The organism is Tahibacter amnicola (genome assembly GCF_025398735.1).
GTDB classification, from domain to species: Bacteria; Pseudomonadota; Gammaproteobacteria; order Xanthomonadales; family Rhodanobacteraceae; genus Tahibacter; species Tahibacter amnicola.
Genome location: NZ_CP104694.1, coordinates 3602238 through 3624936, shown reverse-complemented (window position 1 = coordinate 3624936; position 22699 = coordinate 3602238). Strand labels below are relative to the sequence as shown.

14 protein-coding genes are annotated in these 22699 nt (G+C 61.4%); 12 read left to right on the top strand and 2 right to left on the bottom strand.

Annotation, left to right across the window (positions count from 1 at the left end; translation table 11 throughout):
* Positions 1 to 104: 104 nt before the first annotated feature.
* Complete coding sequence (locus tag N4264_RS14585; protein WP_261692976.1) at positions 105 to 584, bottom strand: CBS domain-containing protein; 480 nt, start codon at positions 582 to 584, stop codon at positions 105 to 107.
* Positions 585 to 765: 181 nt separating this feature from the next.
* On the opposite strand from N4264_RS14585, the gene N4264_RS14580 reads away from it, so the two are divergent.
* Both N4264_RS14580 and N4264_RS14575 read left to right on the top strand, forming a co-directional pair.
* A complete protein-coding gene (locus N4264_RS14580; RefSeq protein ID WP_261692975.1) occupies positions 766 to 2316 on the top strand; it encodes a thymidine phosphorylase family protein in 1551 nt (516 codons plus the stop codon).
* Positions 2313 to 3212 carry a ribose-phosphate diphosphokinase gene (locus N4264_RS14575; protein ID WP_261692974.1) on the top strand — a complete coding sequence of 300 codons (900 nt, stop codon included), beginning with the start codon at positions 2313 to 2315 and terminating at the stop codon, positions 3210 to 3212. The genes N4264_RS14580 and N4264_RS14575 overlap by 4 nt, the downstream gene beginning before the upstream one ends.
* A 382-nt stretch (positions 3213 to 3594) precedes the next feature.
* Here the strand turns inward: N4264_RS14575 and N4264_RS14570 are convergent, their stop codons facing one another.
* Positions 3595 to 6954, bottom strand: a complete 3360-nt coding sequence (locus N4264_RS14570; protein ID WP_261692973.1) for a sensor histidine kinase — start codon at positions 6952 to 6954, stop codon at positions 3595 to 3597.
* Positions 6955 to 7738: 784 nt separating this feature from the next.
* Between N4264_RS14570 and N4264_RS14565 the strand changes: the two genes are divergently transcribed.
* The 10 genes from N4264_RS14565 (at position 7739) to N4264_RS14520 (ending at position 22612) form a co-directional block, all read left to right on the top strand.
* Positions 7739 to 7933, top strand: a complete 195-nt coding sequence (locus N4264_RS14565) for a hypothetical protein (RefSeq protein WP_261692972.1) — start codon at positions 7739 to 7741, stop codon at positions 7931 to 7933.
* Between the two features lie 63 nt (positions 7934 to 7996).
* Positions 7997 to 9150 (top strand): IS3 family transposase gene (locus tag N4264_RS14560; protein ID WP_425508274.1). Its coding sequence is split into 2 segments (ribosomal slippage): positions 7997 to 8246 and positions 8246 to 9150, totalling 1155 coding nucleotides; the frame shifts between segments, so codons are not numbered across the junction.
* A 4-nt stretch (positions 9151 to 9154) separates the two neighbouring features.
* Positions 9155 to 9469, top strand: a complete 315-nt coding sequence (locus N4264_RS14555; RefSeq protein WP_261692970.1) for a hypothetical protein — start codon at positions 9155 to 9157, stop codon at positions 9467 to 9469.
* A 1379-nt stretch (positions 9470 to 10848) separates the two neighbouring features.
* Positions 10849 to 11193: a hypothetical protein gene (locus N4264_RS14550; RefSeq protein WP_261692969.1), complete on the top strand. Its 345-nt coding sequence runs from the start codon at positions 10849 to 10851 to the stop codon at positions 11191 to 11193.
* A gap of 959 nt (positions 11194 to 12152) precedes the next feature.
* Positions 12153 to 14666 (top strand): SpvB/TcaC N-terminal domain-containing protein, encoded by a 2514-nt coding sequence (locus N4264_RS14545; RefSeq protein WP_261692968.1) that lies wholly within the window; start codon positions 12153 to 12155, stop codon positions 14664 to 14666.
* A gap of 47 nt (positions 14667 to 14713) precedes the next feature.
* Positions 14714 to 19504, top strand: a complete 4791-nt coding sequence (locus N4264_RS25695; RefSeq protein ID WP_343232007.1) for an RHS repeat-associated core domain-containing protein — start codon at positions 14714 to 14716, stop codon at positions 19502 to 19504.
* Positions 19497 to 19952, top strand: a complete 456-nt coding sequence (locus tag N4264_RS14535; RefSeq protein WP_261692967.1) for an SUKH-3 domain-containing protein — start codon at positions 19497 to 19499, stop codon at positions 19950 to 19952. The genes N4264_RS25695 and N4264_RS14535 overlap by 8 nt, the downstream gene beginning before the upstream one ends.
* Before the next feature lie 321 nt (positions 19953 to 20273).
* Complete coding sequence (locus tag N4264_RS14530; RefSeq protein ID WP_261692966.1) at positions 20274 to 20564, top strand: hypothetical protein; 291 nt, start codon at positions 20274 to 20276, stop codon at positions 20562 to 20564.
* Positions 20565 to 20697: 133 nt separating this feature from the next.
* On the top strand, positions 20698 to 21282 hold the full coding sequence (locus tag N4264_RS14525; RefSeq protein ID WP_261692965.1) for a hypothetical protein: 585 nt from the start codon (positions 20698 to 20700) through the stop codon (positions 21280 to 21282).
* A gap of 253 nt (positions 21283 to 21535) precedes the next feature.
* On the top strand, positions 21536 to 22612 hold the full coding sequence (locus N4264_RS14520) for an IS5 family transposase (protein WP_261692907.1): 1077 nt from the start codon (positions 21536 to 21538) through the stop codon (positions 22610 to 22612).
* Positions 22613 to 22699: the final 87 nt, after the last annotated feature.

The following is a 22699-nucleotide window of genomic DNA, read 5'->3' as shown; positions in this document are numbered from 1 at the left end:
CGCACGGCGCAGCGAGCGCCGTGAATCGACCGAGCCGATTCCTCGCGGGCAGATCTACGCTGACCGCTGGTCAAATTGATCGCATGGTAGAAACCGCACCATCTTCATCGCCGGGTGACAGCCACTCCATCCGCATCGTCCAGGTCACGCGGCTTGCTCGTTTCGCTGGAGGTCACTGTGCTTACCAATGCGACCAGTTGTTCTGAAATTCCAGCTATGAGGTCGTCGGCACTGATCACACCACAAAGCACACCGTTTGCGTCGACGACCGGCATGCGACGCACACCACGGCAGCGCATGACCTGGACCACGTCGAAGAGGATGTCATCGTCACGGCAAACGACGATGGAGGCAGTCATGACCTCAGCGACGGTATGTTGTGACGGATCACGACCACGCGCGACTACGGACACAACAATGTCGCGATCAGTGAGCATGCCGACAGGCCGCCTGGCGTCGTCTGTCCCGGCAACGACAACGAGCGTGCCAACTTGATGGCGACTCATCAGATCCGCTGCTTCCATCAGCGACATGGACGGTACCGCGCTGATCACGCGACGTGTGCAGAGGTTGGCAATGCGCATGGGAGGCTCCCCGCCCCGATCGCGGTGGCGATCGTCTACGGGTCATCCTGCGCCCCTTGGCGCGCCGATTGTTGACGCCGGTCAAGCCAGGCCGAATTCGGCCATGGTTTGATAAAGGTCAAGTTCCGACCTCGTCAGTGCGCTACGTTGCGTACAGCTCGCCTGGCCCGCAACACACACCATGACGAACTCGACACATCGCCCAGATCTGTCCCCGACCGCGGAGTATTCGACGCACCTGGCCGTTCGGCGGCTCGGTATCGATACATACCAGGAGTCTGTGGCGTATGTACGCAGCGATTGTGTTGTTTGCCGTTCCGTTGGAGTCGAGGCCCAGTCTCGAGTGCTTGTGCGTAACGGCCATCGCAGCATTGTCGCAACGCTCAACGTCATCACCGGCGACTGGTTGGAACCTGGCCATGTTGGCCTTTCGGAAGCCGCCTGGCGACGGCTGGAAGCCCACGATGGCGACACCGTGAACCTGGCCCACGCTCCCCCGCCGGATTCGGCCAGCGACCTGCGGGCCAAGGTCTACGGCCACCGACTTGACCAGTCGCAGTACGAGCGGTTGCTGCGCGACGCCGTCGCTGGTCGATTGTCCGACATCGAGCTGGCAGCCTTCGTTACGGCCTGCGCGCAACCGCAATTCGACGTCGACGAAAACATTGCACTAACCCAGGCAATGGTGAGCGTGGGCGAGCAGTTGCAGTGGCCGCAAACCTTGGTATTGGACAAGCACTGTGTCGGGGGGCTGCCAGGTAATCGTACAACCCCCATTGTCGTGGCCATCGTCGCCGCGGCTGGCTGTCTGATCCCGAAGACCTCATCGCGCGCGATCACCTCACCGGCGGGTACGGCCGACACGATGGCGACGCTGACTGACGTCGACCTCGACCTGCGCACCATGCGCCGCGTCGTCGAGCGCGAGAACGGATGTCTCGTATGGGGCGGCGCAGTGGGTCTGAGCCCGGCCGACGATGTCTTGATCCGCGTTGAGCGCCCGCTGGACTTCGACAGTGACGCGCAACTGACAGCCAGCGTGCTGTCAAAGAAGAAGGCCGCCGGCTCAACCCATGTCCTGATCGATGTGCCTGTGGGTCCGACTGCCAAGATTCGCACGCCGGCCGCTGCAGCGATGCTCGCGAGCCGCATCCAAGCGGTTGCGGCTGCCATCGGCCTGACGGTACGGATCGAGATCACCGACGGCCGCCAGCCGATCGGCCGCGGCATAGGCCCCGCGCTTGAGGCACGGGATGTCCTCGCCGTCCTGCGCAATACTTCGGACGCGCCGGCCGACCTGCGGCGGCGAGCCCTTGATCTGGCCGCCGCCGTGCTTGCGTTCGATCCGGCGATGCCTGGGCACGCCGGTGTACGTAAAGCGCAAATGCTGCTCGATTCTGGTGCCGCCTGGGCAAAATTCGAAGCCATTTGCACAGCCCAGGGCGGACTGCGCGAACCGCCCGCGGCGCGCCATAGCAGCGACGTTTCCGCCGCGTCCAACGGCGTGGTAGTCAATATCGACAACCGGCGGCTTGCCAAGTTGGCAAAGCTGGCGGGCGCACCGCGCAGCCCAGCCGCTGGCGTGCTTCTCAATGTGTCACTCGGCTCTCCGATCGTCGCTGGCCAACCGCTGTTCACACTGCATGCCGATTCTCGCGGCGAGATGGCCTACGCTCGCGCCTATCTGGCGCAGCATCCCGACATACTGCGCATTGAAGAACCGACGCCATGAGACCCCTCTTCTTCGCGTTCCCGAAAAACCACGTGCTAGCCAGGTCGCTTGCAGCAGACTGCAATGCCGAGATGGGCGAACTGCGATGGCATCGGTTTCCGGACGGCGAGTCACTGGTAACACTGGACGCCGACTGCCAGCAACGCGACATCGTTATCGTATGCACGCTACGCGATCCGGACGGTCACGCGCTGCCGCTGCTGTTCGCTGCACGCACCGCGCGGGAACTTGGTGCTCGATCGGTCGGGCTTGTGGCGCCGTATCTCGCCTACCTGCGCCAGGATGCAAACTTCCATCCGGGCGAGGCTATCAGCTCCGTACATTTTGCTGCCTTCATTTCATGGACTTTCGATTGGCTGGCGACCGTCGATCCTCACTTGCATCGACATTCCGATCTTGAAGCGCTGTTCGACATTCCGGCGCGGCGGGCCAGTGCGATGTCAGTCGTCGCCGACTGGATCGGCGCCCACGTACAGTCGCCCATCCTTGTCGGGCCCGACAGCGAGAGCGCGCAGTGGGTCCAACCCGTCGCAGCCCAGCTAAACGCCCCTCTGGTCGTGCTCGCAAAAGAGCGTCATGGTGATCGTTCCGTAGAAGTCACCCTGCCCGACCGCGACATCATCGCTGGCCATACGCCAGTGCTGGTCGACGACATCATCTCTTCGGGGCACACCTTGCTTGAGACGTTGCGTGTGCTGCGTGAAGTGCGGGCACAACCCGCGATCTGCATTGCCGTCCACGGACTGTTTGCCGACGGGGCCGACCAGCGCCTGCTCGCCGCGGGCGCACAGCGTCTGGTAACAACGAATTGTGTCGAGCACTCCAGCAACGAAATCGACGTCACGCCCATACTCGTACCGCTCCTGCTGGATCTGTTGACGATCCGCCCGCCGTAGCCGCGTGCATCGCATGAACGCGTGGTCGCGACGATACGAGATCGCCCCTGCAATCGCCCCCTGCCGTGCGTGATCCAGTTTGGCCGCCTGACATAGCCTGAGCACCGTGCGCCCCTCCGGTTCAGGTGCCTCTGTGCACTTCTACGCACCGAACGGACGCTTCAAAGTCGCCCGCGTAAGTCGTTGATCCACCGACGATCCACGGTCGCGCGCCGCGTGTGCCGAGGCGTTGCGCGCGCTTTGTAGCGCCTGGCCGGAGTCTGACCGGCCTCGGGGTGGAGACGTCAAGGCAATGCCGTGAGCGCCTGCGTCGGGAGGTTGCGGCACGACGCGATCCGCTGCCGCCACGGTTTTCCGGTCTTTCTGCGACCGGCTTCCACGATCAGGCACGCGCCGGCAATTGCCGCGGAAACTCAAGAAAGAACGACACCCCCTCGCCCGGCTTCGTTTCCAGCCGAATCCGCCCGCCCAGTTTGTGGGTCACCAGGTTGTAGACGATCGATAGGCCGAGTCCGGAGCTGCCACTGCTGCGCCGGGTGGTGAAGAACGGTTCGAACGCCTGCTCGGCAACGGTGGCCGGCATGCCGACGCCGTCGTCGCTGTAATGCAATGCCACGGTGCTGCCGTGGTTCTGAACGGCGATTCGCATCGTGCCGCCACGCTCGGGAACAAAGGCATGGATCAGGGAGTTGTTGACCAGGTTGGTCACGATCTGGAACAGGGCGCCGGGATAGGTCTCCAGTTCGATATCGCCGGGACAATCGATCTCCAGGCGATGTGGACTCCGCTTCAGCATCGGCCGCAGCGTGTCCTGCACTTCGCCGAGGTAGGTTCGCAGATCGAAACGCCGGGCAAGTTCACTGGTCTGGTCGACGGCGACCTGTTTGAAGCTGTCGATCAGCCCGCGCATGCGTTCCAGGCTGCTCAGGATCAGCCGGCACGCTTCGTCAAGGCTGCCGCGCCAGTCGGATAAGTCACGGCGGCTGAGCGTCTGTGCGTCAATCTTCGCCCCCAGGTCGCGATTGATATCGCGTTGGTGGGAGGCAGCGGTGACGGCAATGCCAAGAGGCGTATTCAGTTCATGCGCCACACCGGCCACCAGCTGCCCCAGCGATGCCATGCGTTCGGCCTCGACCAACTGGCGCTGCGTCCCCTGCAGCATGGCCAGGGTGTCTTCAGCCAGCCCCTTGGCGCGCGACAACTCGACCGTGCGCTCCTCCACCAGCAGCTCGAGCCGGCGCGTATGGTTGCGGATGCGGGCAGTACGCCAGCGATAGCCCAGAACCAGCGCCAGCAGCACCGACAGGGCGTAGCTCAGGTAAGCAACGCCGCTGCGGTACCAGGGCGGCAACACCGTCAATGCCAGGCTGGCACCGGATTCGTTCCAGATACCGAACGGGTTCGCCGCCTTGATCCGAAATCGGTAGTGGCCGGCAGGCAGGTTGGTATAGGTGGCACGGCGGTTGCGGTAGTCGGTCTCGATCCAGGCCGTGTCGAAGCCTTCCAGCTGATAGGCGAACCGGTTGCGGCGCGGGTCGCTGAAATCCAGCGCGGCGAACTCGAATGCAATCTGGCTCTCCCGATGCGTCAGCGTCAGTGTCGGCAGCGAATCGATCGGCCGCGGCAGGGTGAATCCCTCCCCTTCTCCCTGCAACGGCACCGATTTGTTGAAGAGCAGGAAATCCGTCAGCAGCACCGGCGGTGGCGTGCGATCCGTCGCGATGCGCTCCGGGTGGAACCGGTTGAAGCCGCGGATGCCGCCGAAGAACATCTCGCCGTCCGCGCTGCGGAAATAGGCGCCGGAATTGAATTCGTCGCTCTGCAGGCCATCGCGGGCGGTGTAGTTGGTGAAACGCTGTTCTTTGGGGTCGAAGCGCGATAGCCCGCCGTTCGAACTCACCCACAGCTCGCCGTTGCCATCTTCGAGAATCCCGTAGATCGAATCGTCGGCCAGGCCGTGCTTCTTCGTGTAGGTGCGCGCGCGACCGCTCTGGGGCTCGAATCGGTTCAAGCCCCCCTGCGTCGCCAGCCAGAGGTTGCCGGCGCGGTCTTCGTGGATCGCGCGGACGGTGTCGTTGCTCAGGCTGCGCGGATCGGCAGGGTCGTGACGGTAGTGAATGAATCGATGCTGTTCCGGGTCGAACCGATGCAGGCCGCCGCCCCACGTGCCTATCCACAGGCGTCCCTCGCGATCGCGCATGACCGCGGGCACATCGTCGTGCGCCAGGCTGTTCGAATCGTTCGGATTGTTCGCGTAGCGGGTGAGCTGGCCCGATTGCGGGTCGAGATGGATCAGTCCGGCGCCCCAGGTACCGAGCCATAGCGTGCCATCCGCGTCGGTGTAGATCTCGCGTACCACATCGGCGCCAGCGCGGGGCGCTGCATCGGTTCGCAGGCGGATCCGCTCAAAGGTGCCGCGCTCGGCATCGAAGCGGTCCAGTCCGCCCCGCCCACCAACCCAGATCGTGCCATCCGGGCCTGCGCCGAGCGACCACACCTCGTCGTCGCTCAGGCTGTCGGCGTCGTTCGCGCGGTGTCGGTAGTGGACGAAGCGCGCACCGGCCGCATCCCAGCGGTTCAATCCGCCACCGAGCGTGGCGACCCACAGTGTGCCGCGCGCGTCGACCAGGAAACTGCGCACCCAGTCGTGGCTCAGGCTGCCGGGATCGTCCTTGCGGTTGGCGAAATGCGCGAACTGCCGGGTGCGCGCCGTGAATCGGCTCATGCCGTCCAGCGTGCCGATCCACAGCTGTCCTGCGCCGTCTGAATGAATGGCGAGGACCTGATCATGACCCAGGCTCATCGGATCGCCCGCCGCACGCCGGTGCCACCGCAGATGCTGGCGCGCGGGCGTGTATTCGCCCAAGCCACGTCCGTTGGTTCCGATCCAAAGGCGCCCGTCGGCGTCGAAACCCAGCGCGTTGATCCGCGTCCCTTCAAGCTCAGGCGCGTCGACCCGCGTGAACCGCCCCGACTCCGGATCGAAGCGCAGCACGCCCCCGCCGTCGGTGCCGATCCACAACGTGCCATCGGGCATGCCGGCGATAGCCCACACCGAATCGTGGCTCAGGCTCGCGGGGTTTGCGGCGTCGTGGCGATAGTGCGAAAAACGCCCACTCGTCGTGTCGAAGCGGTTGAGCCCGCCACCGGCGGTGCCGATCCATAGCCGGCCACGCCCGTCCTGGTGCAGGGCACGGACCGTATCGTTGGCCAGGCTGCCGGCATCGTCGGGACGGTGAATGTAGCGCGTGATACGCCCCGTGCCGCGATCGAGCCGGTTCAACCCGTTGGCAGTGCCCACCCATACCGCCCCCTCGCGATCGACCAGCATGGTGCGTACGCGGTCGTCACTGAGCGTCGATGGTTCGTCAGGCCGATGCTGATAGCGCGTGAAATGCCCCGTCGCCGGGTCATAGCGATTGACGCCCCCCGCCCAGGTGCCGATCCAGAGCTCGCCGTCCGGCCCCTCCTGCAAGGCCGTCACGAAGTTATCGGACAAGGAATCGGTGTCGCCCGAATCGCGCTGGTAGACCCGCACCGAGTAACCGTCGTAGCGGTTCAGGCCATCCTGGGTGCCGATCCAGACCAGGCCGCGGCGGTCCCGGAGCACCGCCCAGGCGCTGGCTTGGGAAAGGCCGTCGTCGAGGCCGAGGCGTTCGAGGCGCAGTTCGGGTTCGACGGCGGGGGCGCTCCACGGGAGCACAAGCCCGAATAGCGCGAGCAAGCAGAGTTTGATCAGCACTCGCCCGGCCAAGCGACGGCCTACGCCTCCCCCTGCCATTTTTCGCCGGTCCTCCGCTGGTTTGTGCTGAGAGACGAAGCCCGTTACCGATCTGGCGCCGAGAGCTGCGGTCCGTAGCGCGCCTGGCACGCTATGGCTCTGGCGGCCCTCCCTACTGGGGATTCTCCGGAGAAGGCACGTCTCAAGCAATGAGACGCTATGGACAAGCCAAACCCGCCTCCAGCCCGCCCTGCGGGTAGGAGGATCGGGGGATGTCCGTTGTCTGAGTTTGGGCGAGATAGGGCTTGGACCTAGATCTTTCCGAATGAGGGAAAGCCCGGGTGGCTGCCACATATCGGCCTCCGATTCCCTTCTCCGTCGCCAACCGCCTTTGAATCGAGGACCTTTCCGGCGACTCCCAGCTTCGAAAACATCTTCACGGACGGCCCCCGCACAGAGTTTCCGGAAGACGCACGGCCTGGGCGTGGCAGTCAGTGCGACGGAATCGGTCGCGAACTGGGTTTCCGGTGGCTATGACGCTGACAAGTGGTGTGTCGTTGGCTGCCGTCCGCCGGTAGCGATGCGGCGATGGTCACCGGGCTGGCTATACTCAGCGACGCATGTGCTTCGCACATACCGAAACGTCAGGGTATGTATACCTCGGCGATGCGCGCATTGTACCTGATGCAACCTATGCAAACTTGTGGTTAATCTGCATTTTCTTACCAGTTTCAAGCATGCCATTCTTTCCATCGCCGGCGCCTGTAGCCGGCGTTGTTGATCAACTCACATAAGATGAAAGAACATGCAAAACGTTATCTCGATTGCCTGGACCGACACGGAGTTGTCGGAAATCGACCAGGCGCTTTCCACGCTGGAAGCGCGACTGGCTAACTTGATCGCCTTGACGCCGGACCAGGTCCGCGGCTTGACAAAAATGGGTGACAAATCCGAAGCCTTCTGCCGCCAGACGGTGACGGTGCTGTCGATGAACCCCTGATCCTACCCCAGTTTGCCGGACACCCCGATAAGCGATTCAATATCGCCATCTGAGGTGAGGCAAATGACCAAGAAAGTTGTGGCAAAGAAGACCCGCAATCGCTATAGCGCGCAGTTCAAGGAACAGGCGCTGGCCCGCGCCGAGAAGGACGGCGTCGCTATCGCGGCGAAAGACCTGGGATTGGCGGAAAGCCAGCTGTATTCGTGGCGTCTGAAGTCCAAGCAAGCGGGTCAAATGACCGAGGAGCAGCGGGCAATTTTGGCGGACCATGCACGCCTGAAGCGCGAGGTCGCCCGTCTTGAGGAAGAAGTTACCTTTTTAAAAAAAGCGGCGGCGTACTTCGCGAAACAGCCCAAATGAAGTACGCCGTGGTCGCCGAGAACGAAGGGCAGCACTCGGTGCGGATGATGTGCCGTGCGCTTACCGTTTCGCCGGGTGGATACTACGAGTGGCGCAAGCGAAAGCCGTCGCGACGGACCCGCCAACGAGCAGCGTTGGATACCGTTGTAGATAGCGCTTTCCGGGCGCAAAAAGGTCGAGCAGGGGCGCCACGTTTGACTCACGGTTTGAAGCAGCAAGGCATCAATGCGGGACACAACCAAGTAGCCGAAAGCCTTCGCCGACAAGGTTTACGCGCCAAGGCGGCGCGCAAATTCAAGGCGACAACGAATTCCGCGCACTCGTTGCCGGTGGCGCCGAATCTGTTGCAGCAGAACTTCAGTGCCGAGCGTCCTAACCAAGCCTGGGTCGCGGACATTACATTTGTGGACACGGCGGAAGGCTGGCTCTACTTGGCGGTCGTGCTTGACCTATTTTCCCGGCGTGTTGTCGGTTGGTCGATGTCGGATCGAATGACGGCTACGCTCGTGTGCGACGCCCTGCGAATGGCGCTATTTCGCCGCCAGCGGCCGCGTGGCGTGATCATTCATTCCGACCGCGGGAGCCAGTACTGTTCACGCGAACATCGCGCCTTGCTCGCGGAGAATGGCTTGGTAGCCAGTATGAGTGCCAAAGGAAACTGCTACGACAACGCCGCGATGGAAAGTTGGAATCACAGCTTCAAGGTCGAAGCAATCCACGGCGAGCGGTTCGCAACGCGCCAACAGGCGCGTACACATGTGTTCGACTACATCGAGGTCTACTACAATCGACAGCGGCTCCACTCCACCCTGGGCTACGTCAGTCCAGAACAGTACGAGCTTCCGAAAGTCGCTTAGGCCGGTGTCCGGGAAACTGGGGCAAGATCACCCCCAGCTGATTCCACCCGCCTTCAACTTTTCGGAGACCCAGGCGGATCTCAAAGCCTGGGACGACCTGCGCCCTCGGCTTGCGCGGCTGCAGCGGCTGATGGACCGGGCCGATGACACGATGATCGCCATCGGCAGCGACTTGATGACAGCCTCGTTGGAGGGCTACGCCCTGTTGAAGGTCGTCGGAAAGGACCAGGGCCTGAAATCCTTGCGGCGTGACCTGTCGTCGCGGTTTCGCAAGAACGGTTCTGTCGTCGCCGAAAGCGACGAGCCGGTCGAGGCGTGACCGACAGTCGGAACCTTCTATCCACTCTACCCTTCACCGTCGCCACACACAGATGGTGAGGTGAAGCACCCGAACGCGCGGCCAGATACGGTCGCGCGTTTTTTTGTGGCCTTGACTGATATTCCGTCAGAAGTGGTTTCCGTACAGGCAACGGTGCGTTCGCGTCGCGCAGCGATGACTTCCGCGCACGCACTATCGGCTGACTGTCATTGAACGCTGATTACCGAACACGCAGGCGTCAGTGACTCTTGCTCGGCGCCGTTTGCGCACCGCGCACCCGTGACAGACTTTTAGTCGACTGCCGCTGAATTTCAGGGTCGCACCACTGATGATCACTCACTCGCCGTACGCAATCACCCATCGTCAGGTGAAAATCACCCGAGGGTGTGAATGATTTTTCATCGACGCTGCCTGATTTTCATTCGGCCATGACTGCGCCGCAGTCGACGTTGACTGATCGTCCATCAACGGTGGCCGAAAATCACCCGGACCCTTGGATGAAAATCACCCATGCTCGCGTGGTTTCCGGTCGAGCGTGAGTGATTTTCAGCCGGCACCGAGTGCGCCGCAATTGGCGCAGCGTGAGTGGCAGTCGACAGTGCGTGATTTCGTATAGCGGTTGGGAGGTGGGTGTCCGCTCGCCGGTGTGATCACGCTGCGCGCCGCTGTTCACGCCGAGGGCTGGGCCGGCTGCGCGAAATCTGACCGCATCGCGAGGTTCACTCGGGTGAACCCTTCGGGTTAACCCGGGCTACGGGGCTGCGACTTTGCGTTTGTGGCATTTTGGTGCGGTGGTGTAGCGATATCCGTAGGGTTTCGAGCAGCCAATTGGCGCCGCGAAGCACCAGGACTGCCATCCATACCGCGCCGCCCGGAATTTCTGTCACCATACGGATTGACGTCGCGGCATCGCGTTCGCAGAATCACTTCGCTGCCGCCAAATCGGCAGCCCGGGATTGGCATCCTGGAAGTTGGCGCCGTCTAGCGTCCATCCGTCGATGTCGGCGCTTTTTTTGCGTCCGCCGTCGTCGGCTGGGCGCACCTATTGATACCATTCAGGTTTCAATGGCGGGCGGCGCGTGGCAGCAGAAATGCTGGCCGGTCCCAACTTCCGGTATGCCAACCACGCGCCGTCCGTCACCGCTTCGGGTCCGGTGACGGGTCATCCCCACTCGTCGAGGACACGCAATGTCTCTCCGCATGGAACGCCCGTTCGCTACCGGCGAACGTTTGCCGTCGAGTCGTACCCGCCGCCTGCATCCGGCTTCGCGCCAGTGCAGGCGGTTGCCCGCCCTCCCCGCCCTATCGATCTTCCACAGTTCCAACGGGCGCTACGCCTTGGAGCGCATGCTGCATGTCTTCCGTTGGAGGGCTTTCGCATGAAGCCCTGCCGGAACGACACCGCGCCATCCGAAGCGGTCGAATACAGCATCCACGATGTGCTGGTTTCCCCTTACGCCGTCAGCCAGGCCGACTTCCCTCGCCTGCTCGGAACGGCGCGCCATGTCCGCGACCGTAGCCTGGCCGGTCTGCGCACGATGGCGAAGATGCTACGCGTGATCACCGCTGTCGACGACGGCGTGGATGCCGACCTTGTCCATGATGCGGGCATGCTGGTGGCGGATCTCACCGATTACATCGATGCGATGACGGTGCTGGAAAGTCATGCGGAGTATGCGTGGGAAAAGTCGGAGCGTAGCGTCGCGGCGAAGATGGAAGCGTAGGATTTCGCGGTGTGATGGCACGATGGGTGGTTGGGGCAAATGAATAGGCCCGATCGTGCGGTCACCTGCGGTGACCACACGCTACGCCACGCATTTCGTAGCGTGTGATCGCGAATGCGACCGCACGATGGACCAGTTCCGCGATCGGCGACACCCATCGTGCGGTTCCACTTTTGGTTGCTATTGGTCGTGCGAACGCCACAGGAAATGCCGTCGACCGCACCGGAGCGGTCACTCACTCGATGCCGCGTTGTGGGCCGTTCCGGAAGGTCCGCAGCGTCGCAAACGGTGAGACGGTGTTTCCGGTGACGCTTGCCATGAAAACGGCCGGCATCCCACATCTGCCAACCGCGCCGCCGCGGAACGCGGTCGGGCATGGCTGTGCTGACGAGCACGGGTGCAGCGCGGTGTGGGTTGCCGGCTTTCATGGTGCCGTCGTCACTGCGGCGAGGACGGGTTACCGGTGGTTCCGTGTCCTTCTGCGTCAGCCATTTGCCAGGGGCATGCATCCGAATAGCATCGCTCCGACGTTTTCGCGCCACGCAGATCGCCAATTCTGCAAGACCAGCCGCCGGACGTTCACCCGGATCTTGCAATAGCTGTCAACACGATAGCGTTGCTGACAAATGGACTTTATCCTTGTGCACTTGCGTGGTATTTCGTGATCAACGCTGCAGGCGTCGCCGCAGCAGCCGATGTGTCTCAGGAATTGACATGCCGATGCGATCAAATGGGGATTCCGGCGTGCGGCAACGGCCGATGGTGGTCGTGTACGGGCGCGTCGCGCTGGAATGGGGCAAGGAGCATGTGATGGCGTATCCGTAGCGCGTTGCCAGATGGACAAAGCGGATAGCGCACCCAGCACTTCATCCGTCTGCCACCTTGCGGGCACATCTCTCGGTTTCACACCACTACCAGCCATTCTTTGTAGCGACGCCCTGCGTCGCACGGGACACATCATGATCGATAGCCGTCGTTGGCGAGCCCTGGGGCTCGGCCTGTTGGGTTTTGCCGTGCCAGTGCTGGCCAGCGTGCAGGTCACCTCTTTCTCGGTTGATACCACCGGGCCGGACGTTTTCGTCCCCAACGGTGGGCTAAGCCCCTTCTACGAGGCGACCGAAGACCTCGGCACACACGACCCGACGGTAGGCACACTCACCGGCGAAGCGAGCGTGGAAGGCGGCGCTGCAGCCTATTCCTTCCCCATCGTCGTGCCGCCAGGGCGCGCAGGAATGCAGCCAGCCCTGGCAATGAATTACAGCAGCCGCGCCGGCGAAGGCGTCGCTGGCCTGGGCTGGTCGTTGTCCGGCCTGTCCGCCATTGCACGCTGCCCGCAGACGGTGGAACAGGATGGCCAGACACGTGGCGTCCGGTTCGATGCATCCGACAAACTCTGCCTGGACGGCCAACGGCTGGTGGCCGTTTCCGGCACCTACGGCCAATCGAACGCCGAGTACCGTACGGAAGTCGACAGCTTTGCGAGGATCAAGCAATACGGATCCCTCACGTCCGGCAACAGCTGCTTCACGGTGGAAGAGAAATCCGGGCGCATCCTTCATCTGGGCGCACTGGTCTCGGCGAATGCCTGTGGCGCGATGGATGCGGCACAGATACCCGACGGCTCGCCGGCGCCGCTGACCTGGATGGTCGCCCGTGTGGAAGACCGCGTGGGCAACTTCCAGCGATATGCCTACACGGACTTCGGCAATGGCGAACGCCTGCTGAGCCGCGTCACCTACACCGGTCATGGGCAGAACGACGGCGACCGGCACGTCCAGGTGACGTGGCAGTCGCGCAGTCAGGCCGCTGCCCAACAGGGCATGGACCTGGGCTCCAGCTATCTGGCGGGTGGCCTGACGATGCAGACCAAGGTCATCGCCGCGATCACCACCACGATCGGGACTGAAAATGTCCGTGTCTATCGGCCTTCCTACAAGGCGTCCACCTACTCTGGCCGCCTGCTGCTGACGCAGTGGCAGGAGTGCGCGGTGGGGGGATCGGGCGAGGTCTGCCACCCGGCCACGACGTTCCAGATGGCCGAAGGTTCGTACCACTTTCCGCTGCGGTCGCTGGCCAACTGGAATACCGATACCAGCGCGTTGCCTGCCGCCGGCATCGTGCGGAGCCCCTACAACGTCCGGTCCATCGGTGATCTCGATGGCGATGGCACGCGCGAACTGGTCGCTGACGTACTGAGTGGCACCACCACTCGCAACTACCTGGTCCAGCTCAAGGACGACCGTGTGGTCCGGACGGCGGTGGAGCTGACCGGCCAGCTCGGCGAAGACGTCACCGATATCGATAACGATGGGCGTTCGGAGATTATCGACAACCTCAACGGCAGCGTGGTTTTCCGGGCATGGAACCTGGCGCGTGGGGCAGTCGCCACCCCCAACTCCCTTCGGACATTCTCCAGCAACATCGCCGCAACCTACGTCCGCGGCAGTTCGTTTGCGGCCGACTTCGATGGCGACGGCCGCGTCGACATTGGCATCACCCAGCCAGCGACCACCAGCCAATGCGCCGGTGGCGGCAACGGCTTCTTCATCTACACCAATACGACGCCACCGGGAACGTTGTCGGGCCAGGCAACGTTCACGACGCCGACGCAGCCGCTGGTGTGTCTTACCAACACGCTCAGCCCCTTCACCCAGGATTCGGTCACGCAAGCGACAGACTTCGACGGGAATGGGCTGCCGGACCTCTTCCTGATCCGCAAAAGCGGCGCAGTGGGCAGTCCGACCGTCGACTTTCGCGGCGTCCTGCTGACGCAACGCGCCGGAAATGCACTCAGCGGAACCCTCAAATCCTGCACCGGCATCGGACTTGTCAGTGGCGGCGCGGGTACCGACGAATGCCGTTGGAGCGAGGGTTACGTCACGCACTGGCTTGACGTCAATACAGACGGCCTGGACGACTTTGTGTTCGCGCGGCCCAATGGTACGTGGCAGGTGCGGCTCAACAAGGGCGGCACACTCGGCAGCATCATCAATACCGGCTCCAATGCGGGTCTGGGCCTGCAGGGCAATGGCATCAGCTTCCGCTATGCGGACCGGCTGCCCGTCATGGACGTCGATAGCGACGGCAAACCCGATCTCACAGCCGTTTCCAGCACCAGAAAATTTGCGGTAAAGATGTGCGTCGTCGCCTTGGTGCCTGCTCTTCCGGTTGGTATGGAATGTCCATCCCCTCCGGACAGCGGTGAATCCTCGACCGCGCAGCAGTGCGTCGTCTACGCATGCCCCCCGAGCCGGGCGGCGGATTCAGCATGCCTGGCGTCACCGCCCAAGGGTGGGGCCTGTGGGAAGGCAAGCTCGTCTATGACATGTACAGCAGCGGCCAGGTGGCGTCCAAGCCCAACCTGTCCGCGTTCGACCCGAGCACCTACTACCTGGACCAGCTCAAGTTCGTCCAGACCGGTGCAAACACCATTACCGTCAAAGTGGTGCCTACGTCGCTTGCGTCGCAGCTGACGTCGGTCAATCGTGGGGTGCGTTCGGAAGATCTACATGGCGACGGCATGTCCGATCTGGTCACCGGCATGGGGTGCTCCGGCGTCAAACGCACTTTCAACACCGTCCCCTACGACGGCTGCAAGGTCGTCAATGATGGCGTCTACGGACCTGCGCAGCTCGCAACGGAGAGTGGCCCGGTCGCGACGAGCTACTTCAAGGATCATTTTGTCCCGTACATCAATCTCAATCGGGGTGTACAGGTCAACACCGGCAACGCCCGCGCTCATGACCCCAACCTGACGAGTGCGGACAAGCGCCTGGCGGAGTCGGGAATCATCTTCCCGGAAATCCTCGATCGCGTGATCAATGGCGTGGGCGACCACGCGGCGTGGTACTACCTGCCCCTGTCGAACTCAAACGACCCTGACGACTTTTCGCCCATCTACACCCTCGACCCGGCGAGCGGCTACATCGATCAGCGGCACTTCTACTTCCGAAGCTCGATGCCGGTTGTCGCCGCGTTCCTGCAGGGCAAGGGCGGCGACATCGTCGAGGCGAATATCGATTCCCACCGCAGTGCGGTCTATGCCTATTCCGAGGCGATGTACAACAACGGCGGGCGTGGCTTCCAGGGCTTCCGAAAGATCACCACCCGCAACACGATGATCGGCAGCGGCCAGCAGGTGCAGACGGAAACGACCTTCCACCAGAAGTTCCCGTTGACCGGGCGCATTGAATCGACCCGAACCACAACACCCACCGGTACCCTCATCGCCAAATCGATGACCACCTGGGCGTGCACGCGCAGCAATCGCGGCGCGTGTCCGATGGGCAACACGCTGCCCAGCCCTACCGGCACCACGGTATACCGCCCATTCATCGACAAACAGGTGGATGACGCGCACGACCTCAGCGGCACCAAGGTCAGCACGGTGACCACGCATAACGCCGCGACGGCGGCATCGGCACAGTCTGGCTGGGACAACGGCTCAGACGCGGCGGCCTATGGCAATCTGGTCGATTCGGTCGTGACCACCGTTGACGCCGGGCCGGATGCGTTCGTCGCCAGCCACACGGTCAGCACACACCGTACCTTCGACGCTGCCGATGCCATCCATTGGTGGGTCGACGCGCTGAAATCCGAAACCGTCACCAAATCGGTGACATACACGGCGGCACATGCCTTGCCGGTTGGCGCAATGGCACCCACGCAGTCGGTGACCACGGAATACACCTGGCTGCCGACGACCCGTCTGCCGCGAACGCGCACCGTGCAGAGCGGCGTTGTGGATCAGCACGTGCGGACTTCGTTCAAGTACCCGACCGATGCGGATCCGCCTGGCATCAACTATGGGTTGCCAACGGAAGTGACGGTGGACGCAGTGGGGCTCGCGGCCGCGCAAAGCCCCACGCGTACGACGAAGTTCAACTACACGACGAATGGGTCTTCGGCGGCAGCGGACGGCTATTTCCCCTTTGAGGTGACCGACGCCAATGGCCGCGTCACGAAGACGCAGAGCCGCCCCTCCGACGGACAGCCGGTCTCGGTGACTGATCCGAACAATCTGTCCGTCCATACGATCTACGACGTGTTCGGCCGCGCCACCTCGGTCGAGCAGCGGGATAGCACAGGACAGATCATCGGCTCGGCAGTGCAAACAGCGATCCACCGCTGCAATGGCACCAGCTGCCCGGGTGCTGTTGCAGGCAGCACCATCAGCGCCCCGACGGCCGCCTGGCGCGTGACCACCGTTCACCCGGGCTACCCCACGACGGTCAGCTGGCATGATCGCCTGGGCCGCGTGGTGAAACAGGCGCAGCGCGGTTTCTCCGGCACGCTAATCCTGACCCACACCGAATACGACACAATGGGCCGGGTCGCCGTGCAAAGCACGCCCTATATGGAAGGCGGCGTGCCCTATGAGACCGGCTTCGAGTATGACCGCCTGGGCCGTCCTACCGAAAAATTGGGCCAAGGCGCCGAACTCGATCCCGTGCACGGTGATGTGGTGACGCGGTACTTCTATACCGGCCGTACGACACGCATTGTGGTGCACGCTGCCAGTATCGGCCTCAACGTCGGCTACACCTGCCCCGCTAACGCACTCAACCTGTGCATGGACATGACGCGCGCCGTCGACAGCCGCGGTCAGATCCTGCACACCAAGGACGCCAAAGGCGGCATCAGCCGCTTCTGGACTGATGCAAACGGCAAGGTCATTGCGCTGCAGGATCCCCAGCAGGTCGTCAGCACGTCGACGTACGACGCCTTGGGCCGGCGCACCAGCATGACCGATGCGGACCAGGGGACCTGGCAGTTCCGCGTGAATGCGTTCGGTGAAATGCTGCAGCAGACGGACGCGCGGAACGTGGTGAATACGGTCACCGCGCGCGACGCCCTCGGCCGGGTCAAGCAAGGAACGATCGTCCCGCCCGTCTCGCTGCCCGCTGGCCTGAGCAATGACGTCTTCCAGGACGACTACACCTATGACCCTGCCAATGCCATTGGCCAGATCAAGGACGTCACGCGCCGGCGCGGCACCAGTCGCACTCCCAGCCAGAATCCGGAAGTCTGGAAATCGATCTACGCCTACGACGCGATGTCTCGCCCCACGGGCGCGACGACGACGATCAGCGAAGGGACGCCGGTCACGCTCACGCACAGCACTGACTATGACGGCTACAACCGCCCGAGCGTCTACACCTACCCCAGTGGTCTTGCGGTGGAGACGACCTACACGGCAACCGGCCACCGGGAAACCCTGACCAAGGTTGGCGCGGCTACACCCTATTGGAAAGCGACCGCAGCCAATTCCTGGGGCCACACCACGGGCGAAATTATCACCGCCAGCCCTACCCTGGTGCTCACCGGCAGCCATGTCGACTACGGCAGCACCGGGCAATCCAAGTCCATGACCTGGAAACAGGGGGCGGCCGAGGTCGACAAGGTCAGCTACACCTACGACAGCTTCGGAAATCTCGCGACGCAGAACCGCACCGCCCAGGGCGCCAGCGCCGCCAACGAGAGCTATCAGTACGACACGCTGCAGCGGCTCATCAAAGCCACGACGAACGGCGTACCGACGTCGTACGGCTACACGGCCAGCGGCAATATTCGCAAGAAGACCGACTTCAGTATCGACGACGACTCCGCGTACACCTACAACCAGAACGGTTGCGGTCCGCACGGCGTTTCCAGGGTGATGCTGAGCGGCGGTGGCATGCAGGAGTACCACTGCGACGCCAACGGCAACGTCATCCGCGGTACCAACCTCACCGTGCTCGTCGACGCGGAAAATCGGCCGAAGACGATCAGCCGCACCAGCACCACGACCGACATCATCTTCAAGCACGGCTTCGAAGCGGGCCCGGGCCAGACCTCCACGCCGAGCGGCACCGACAGCTGGGCGTACAGCCCCCTGGGCGAACGCGTCTACAGCGTGACCAGCCGCGGCGCACGCTACTACGGTGATTCCGGCTACGAGCGCGTGGGAACCACGCATATCCACGAACTCGGCCCGGTGATCGTCACTAAGGTCGGCGCCACCGAAACCGTCACGATCGCTCTGCGCGATCGCCTCGGCTCCACCATCGCCAGCATCGATGCCACCACCCGCGCGCAACGCAGCTACGACGCCTTCGGCAAAGCCCGCAACGGTGACTTCGGCGATCGCGGCGGCACCCTCGGCCTGCCCCGCACCATCCACGGCTTCACCAAGCACGAACATGCCGACGACGTCGCACTGATCCACATGGGCGGCCGCGTCTACGACTACAACCTCGGCCGGTTCCTCGCGGTCGATCCGATCGTGCAGAGTCCGACGCAGAGTCAGAGTCTGAATCCGTATAGCTATGTGTTGAACAATCCATTGTCGGGAAAGGATCCGAGCGGGTATCAGAGCTGCAGCGAGACTCCGACGCAAGGCATCACAGCTGGGATGTCGTGCACGACCATGGTGCGGGACTCAAGGTCTGCAAATAAGCTTGGGGTCTACACCACTGTTGTCGTTACCGATGGCCCAACAATGGGGGCCGCCGAGAGCGCAGCAGTCAGTGTTGGCGTGATGCGCAGCAATGGTGCGGGCACCGTCGGTGGGACTGGGAACGGCGCCGCCGCTTCGCAGCCTTCAACCAAGTCTAGTTCAGCAGACATAGGCGCACTCAACAAGTTCGCGGATGCTGCCAATCAAGGAGCCCGGTCCGCCATGTTGCCCTTAACGGTTGAAATGGGCGACCGCGGCGTCTCGTCGGAACGGACGTTCATACAGAATACCTTGACGCGGTACAAGACGGGCTATTTCGTCTTCTACCACACCCTCACAGGGGTCTTTCGACCCTTCAAGTGGATGTTCCCGGAAATTGGCGTAAGCGACTTTTCGGACGAAGAGCTTCAAACTGCTGCCACCTGGGAGGTGGCGTTCAACGTAAGCACTCTAAACTCCGGCCTTATCCTCAAGATCGCGTCAGGTACCCGAGCGACGGTATACTCGGGACTGGCACGGCCACTTTCCGAAGCATATGCCGAAGCACTTCGCGGTCAGTTTTCTAAGACCAAACTGCCAACTGCAACAAGTGCCGCTGTGGATGTCGAGAGAGGTCGATTCTACTTCGCTTATAGCGGAAGCCCTCCTGCCGACATTCATCCGTACCTTCGTGGTCGCATGCCTCAAAAGAGCCTTCAACTCTGGAGTGTTGACAATTGTGCAGAGTTCAGTTGCGTAAATAAGGCATTACATGACGGAGCTAAGATCCGGAATCTTGAAGTCCACACCGTGTACACGCGAAACGGAGCGCCTGTTCCGCGGTGCCTAAACTGTGTAATTACTACTGACGGTGCGAGAGCCACAAGTGACTAATCCAGAATTGTCAACTACATCAAAGTCATATCTGAAAGACATGGGTTGGTGCGAGGAAAGAATCGTTGATCCAACACCGTTCTTCTCGGCCATGCGGGATGAGGGCTATCCCTACTTCCCAACTTCTTCGCACTTTCTGTCGAAGTTTGGCGGGATGGTCGGCAAGATGCCGTCCTATAGGGACAGCACTGTGAAGCAATCAGTTCACTTCAATCCCACTCTCGCAATGGAGCATATCTACCGAGAAAAGGTCATCGCCTACGAACATCGAGTATCAGAAGAGCTCGTTGTGGTAGGTGAGTTATATGACGGACACATGGTGCTCATGCTGTCGCGTACTGGAAAACTTTTCGGCGCGTACGACGACTTCCTTTGCCTTTTCGGAAACAGCATTGAGGAAGGCCTGAATAGCCTCTTCGAGCAACGAGATGTCATTGAAATCCCCTAAGGAAGCTTCGGTCCTCACGGAGAGCTGAGGTGACCGACTTTTCGCTTTTTAACTACCGCGAGACTTTCTGATTGCGAAAGTGAGGTCACTGCAAAAGGCTTTCGACGAGCATTTGCCTCGGTTGCCATCCAAATCCGGAAAACACTACAACACTGTGGCGCATATGAAAATCTTCTTTTGCGATCCTGGAACGGACCGGGTGGTGGTAGATGCCGCAAACGACGCCGGCCGTGTGATCAGAGATCTATGGAAGGGGGCTCGGCACTATGACCAAAGAGGGCTCTATCAGCTGCGTCAAGTAGTCTCCATGAGATCGCCGAAATGACTGACTATTCGTTCGTGTTACCACCAGACTTTTCCGATTACGAGTGGGAGGTCACCGCAAAAGGTCACTTCTCTGGAGCAACGATTGCTGCTGCGGGAGCTGAGTATCGCTTGAGCTTCTACGACGCCGCCCGCCTCAGCCAGGAAGTGGCCAGCGAGCTCGATCGAGGTATGGCGTTCTTCGAGCCAAACTTGATAGTAATATCTTCTGTCAATAGGAGAGAAATGGAAGACGCGGCATACGGTCTGATTCGCTCAGGGCAACTGTCTGCGCTCGTCCCGGCGTGAGTCGGAAGGGTGGCGTGGTCACAGGTGAAGCCCTTCGGTTGCGCTGATCGCCTATTTCCTGCTCGGCCTTCCTGCGTCCACAGGTGGTGCATGCGCGGCCTGAACTACCAGCCCCTTGAACAGGAATAATTGCGTGGCCGTTTCTCTTGCCCTGCTAGCTCTCGCTGCGGTATCCGGCGCCGGAACCCCGTCAGAACCGGTATGCGACAACAACTACTGCGTAAGGAAGGTTGACATCGCTACGGAACCCGCGTTTTGCGCGCGACTCTTAGTACCGATAGCGAAAGACGGCGCATTGGATAGACTTTGGGAGTCAAATATCAAAGCAGAGATTGCATCCCGCCTAAACAATGAGCAATGTAGTGGCGCGCACTATTTTCCGGTGGAACGCGACGAAGCGGAGTTCGTGACGCCTGCAATCGTTGCACTCAAAGAGGCTCTTACAGCTCGACCGGAATATTTTGACGCGACAGCAGTAAGTCCCGAATCGCTGTCATGCATTACTGGTGGCAAGCGTGTCCATGTAAGCGAAGGCGAGGCAACTGATGAGGCCAACAAGGACGTCACGGCTACACTCACGATAACCGGCTGCCTTGAGCGCGGCCGCCCGCTGATAGCCTCGCTTCGATCGTCCGACAGGCTTTCAATGTCAGGTTTTTTTGGAAAAGGCCGTATTGCTCTCACATATAAACATACGTTTGTTGATATTCATGAGTAAAGGGGTTTTCCGGTAGACCGGGGCAAGATCATTCGGAAGCTGCATACAGGAAATAGCGTGCCGGCAATACTCGAATCAGTCGACCTCGACGAAGCCAGAACCCGTTTTGTTGTTCATATCCGCTTGGGGGACATAGCCATCGAGCGCGAGGTGACGTCGTGACAAATAGCGGCATTACCGGCCTAGCAGGCTGTTGAGAAAGCCCCATTCAGTGCAAAATGCAGCATTCCGCCATTGACTGAAGCCACTCAGCATGCGAACACCGGACGTTCAGCAACTCGGATTGTTCTCCTACGTATCGGTCGAGGCACGCGTTCCGCCGGATCATCCCATTCGTCAGTTGCGGGAATTGGTTGACGGAATCTTGGCAAATATGGACGAACTATTCGAGTCGCGTTATGCCAGGATCGGGCGGCCGTCCATTCCGCCGGAACGGTTGCTTCGTGCATCGCTGTTGCAGGTCGTGTACAGCGTACGCAGCGAGCGACTGCTGATGGAACAGCTGGACTACAACCTTCTGTTTCGCTGGTTTGTTGGCCTGAATATCGACGATCGAGTATGGGACCATTCCACCTTCTCGTTCAATCGAGATCGGTTGTTCGATGAAGAGATCGCCCAACGATTTTTCGATCACACCGTGTTGGTGGCGCAGCTCAAACAGCTGGTGAGTAACGAGCACTTTTCGGTGGACGGAACACTGTTGGAGGCTTGGGCCTCTCACAAGAGCTTTCGCCCGAAGGACGGCGACGGTAGCGATGACAGCGGAAACTTTCACGGTCAAAAGCGCAGTAACGAAACACACGAATCTACGACGGATCCCGACGCACGCTTGATGCGCAAAGGTGCTGGCAAGGAAGCCAAGCTGTGCTACCAAGCCAGCACATTGATGGAGAACCGGAACGGTCTGCTGGTGGGAGTTGATGTACGCCATGCGACTGGGACATCCGAGCGAGAAAGCGGCCTGTTGCTGGTCGACGAAATGCTCCTGGGCGCCGGATGCACATTGGGTGCAGACAAAGCCTATGACACTCATGCTTTCGTAGCCGCGTTGAAGGAGCGTGGTATCAAGCCTCACGTTGCCCAGAACAATAGCCACCGTCGAAGTGCAGTTGACGGACGCACCGCATCAAGCAAGGGATACGCGATCAGCCAGCGGGTTCGAAAGAAGATCGAGCAAGGATTTGGTTGGGTCAAGACCATCGGTGAACTTCGAAAGCTGACTCGCGTGGGACTTCCGGCTGTACGCGCATGGGTTACTTGGACATTCGCCGCCTACAACTTGATCCGCATCGGCGGCATCCAAGGATGGTGGAATCCTTCGCCGACGTAGCTCGCAAGTCCCACACTATCGACCAGCTACTGCACCACGAACGAACACTTGGCCAGCTTGATCTGGGCGGAAATTGGGTTTTCTCAA

What these genes read in the sequence shown, in the direction of transcription:
- N4264_RS14575 (WP_261692974.1), top strand. Translation starts at nt 2,313, where the DNA reads ATGAGACCCCTCTTCTTCGCGTTCCCGAAAAACCACGTGCTAGCCAGG.
- N4264_RS14550 (WP_261692969.1), top strand. Translation starts at nt 10,849, where the DNA reads ATGAAGCCCTGCCGGAACGACACCGCGCCATCCGAAGCGGTCGAATAC.
- N4264_RS14530 (WP_261692966.1), top strand. Translation starts at nt 20,274, where the DNA reads ATGACTGACTATTCGTTCGTGTTACCACCAGACTTTTCCGATTACGAG.
- N4264_RS14580 (WP_261692975.1), top strand. Translation starts at nt 766, where the DNA reads ATGACGAACTCGACACATCGCCCAGATCTGTCCCCGACCGCGGAGTAT.
- N4264_RS14565 (WP_261692972.1), top strand. Translation starts at nt 7,739, where the DNA reads ATGCAAAACGTTATCTCGATTGCCTGGACCGACACGGAGTTGTCGGAA.
- N4264_RS14585 (WP_261692976.1), bottom strand. Translation starts at nt 584, where the DNA reads ATGCGCATTGCCAACCTCTGCACACGTCGCGTGATCAGCGCGGTACCG.
- N4264_RS14545 (WP_261692968.1), top strand. Translation starts at nt 12,153, where the DNA reads ATGATCGATAGCCGTCGTTGGCGAGCCCTGGGGCTCGGCCTGTTGGGT.
- N4264_RS14520 (WP_261692907.1), top strand. Translation starts at nt 21,536, where the DNA reads ATGCGAACACCGGACGTTCAGCAACTCGGATTGTTCTCCTACGTATCG.
- N4264_RS25695 (WP_343232007.1), top strand. Translation starts at nt 14,714, where the DNA reads ATGTCCGATCTGGTCACCGGCATGGGGTGCTCCGGCGTCAAACGCACT.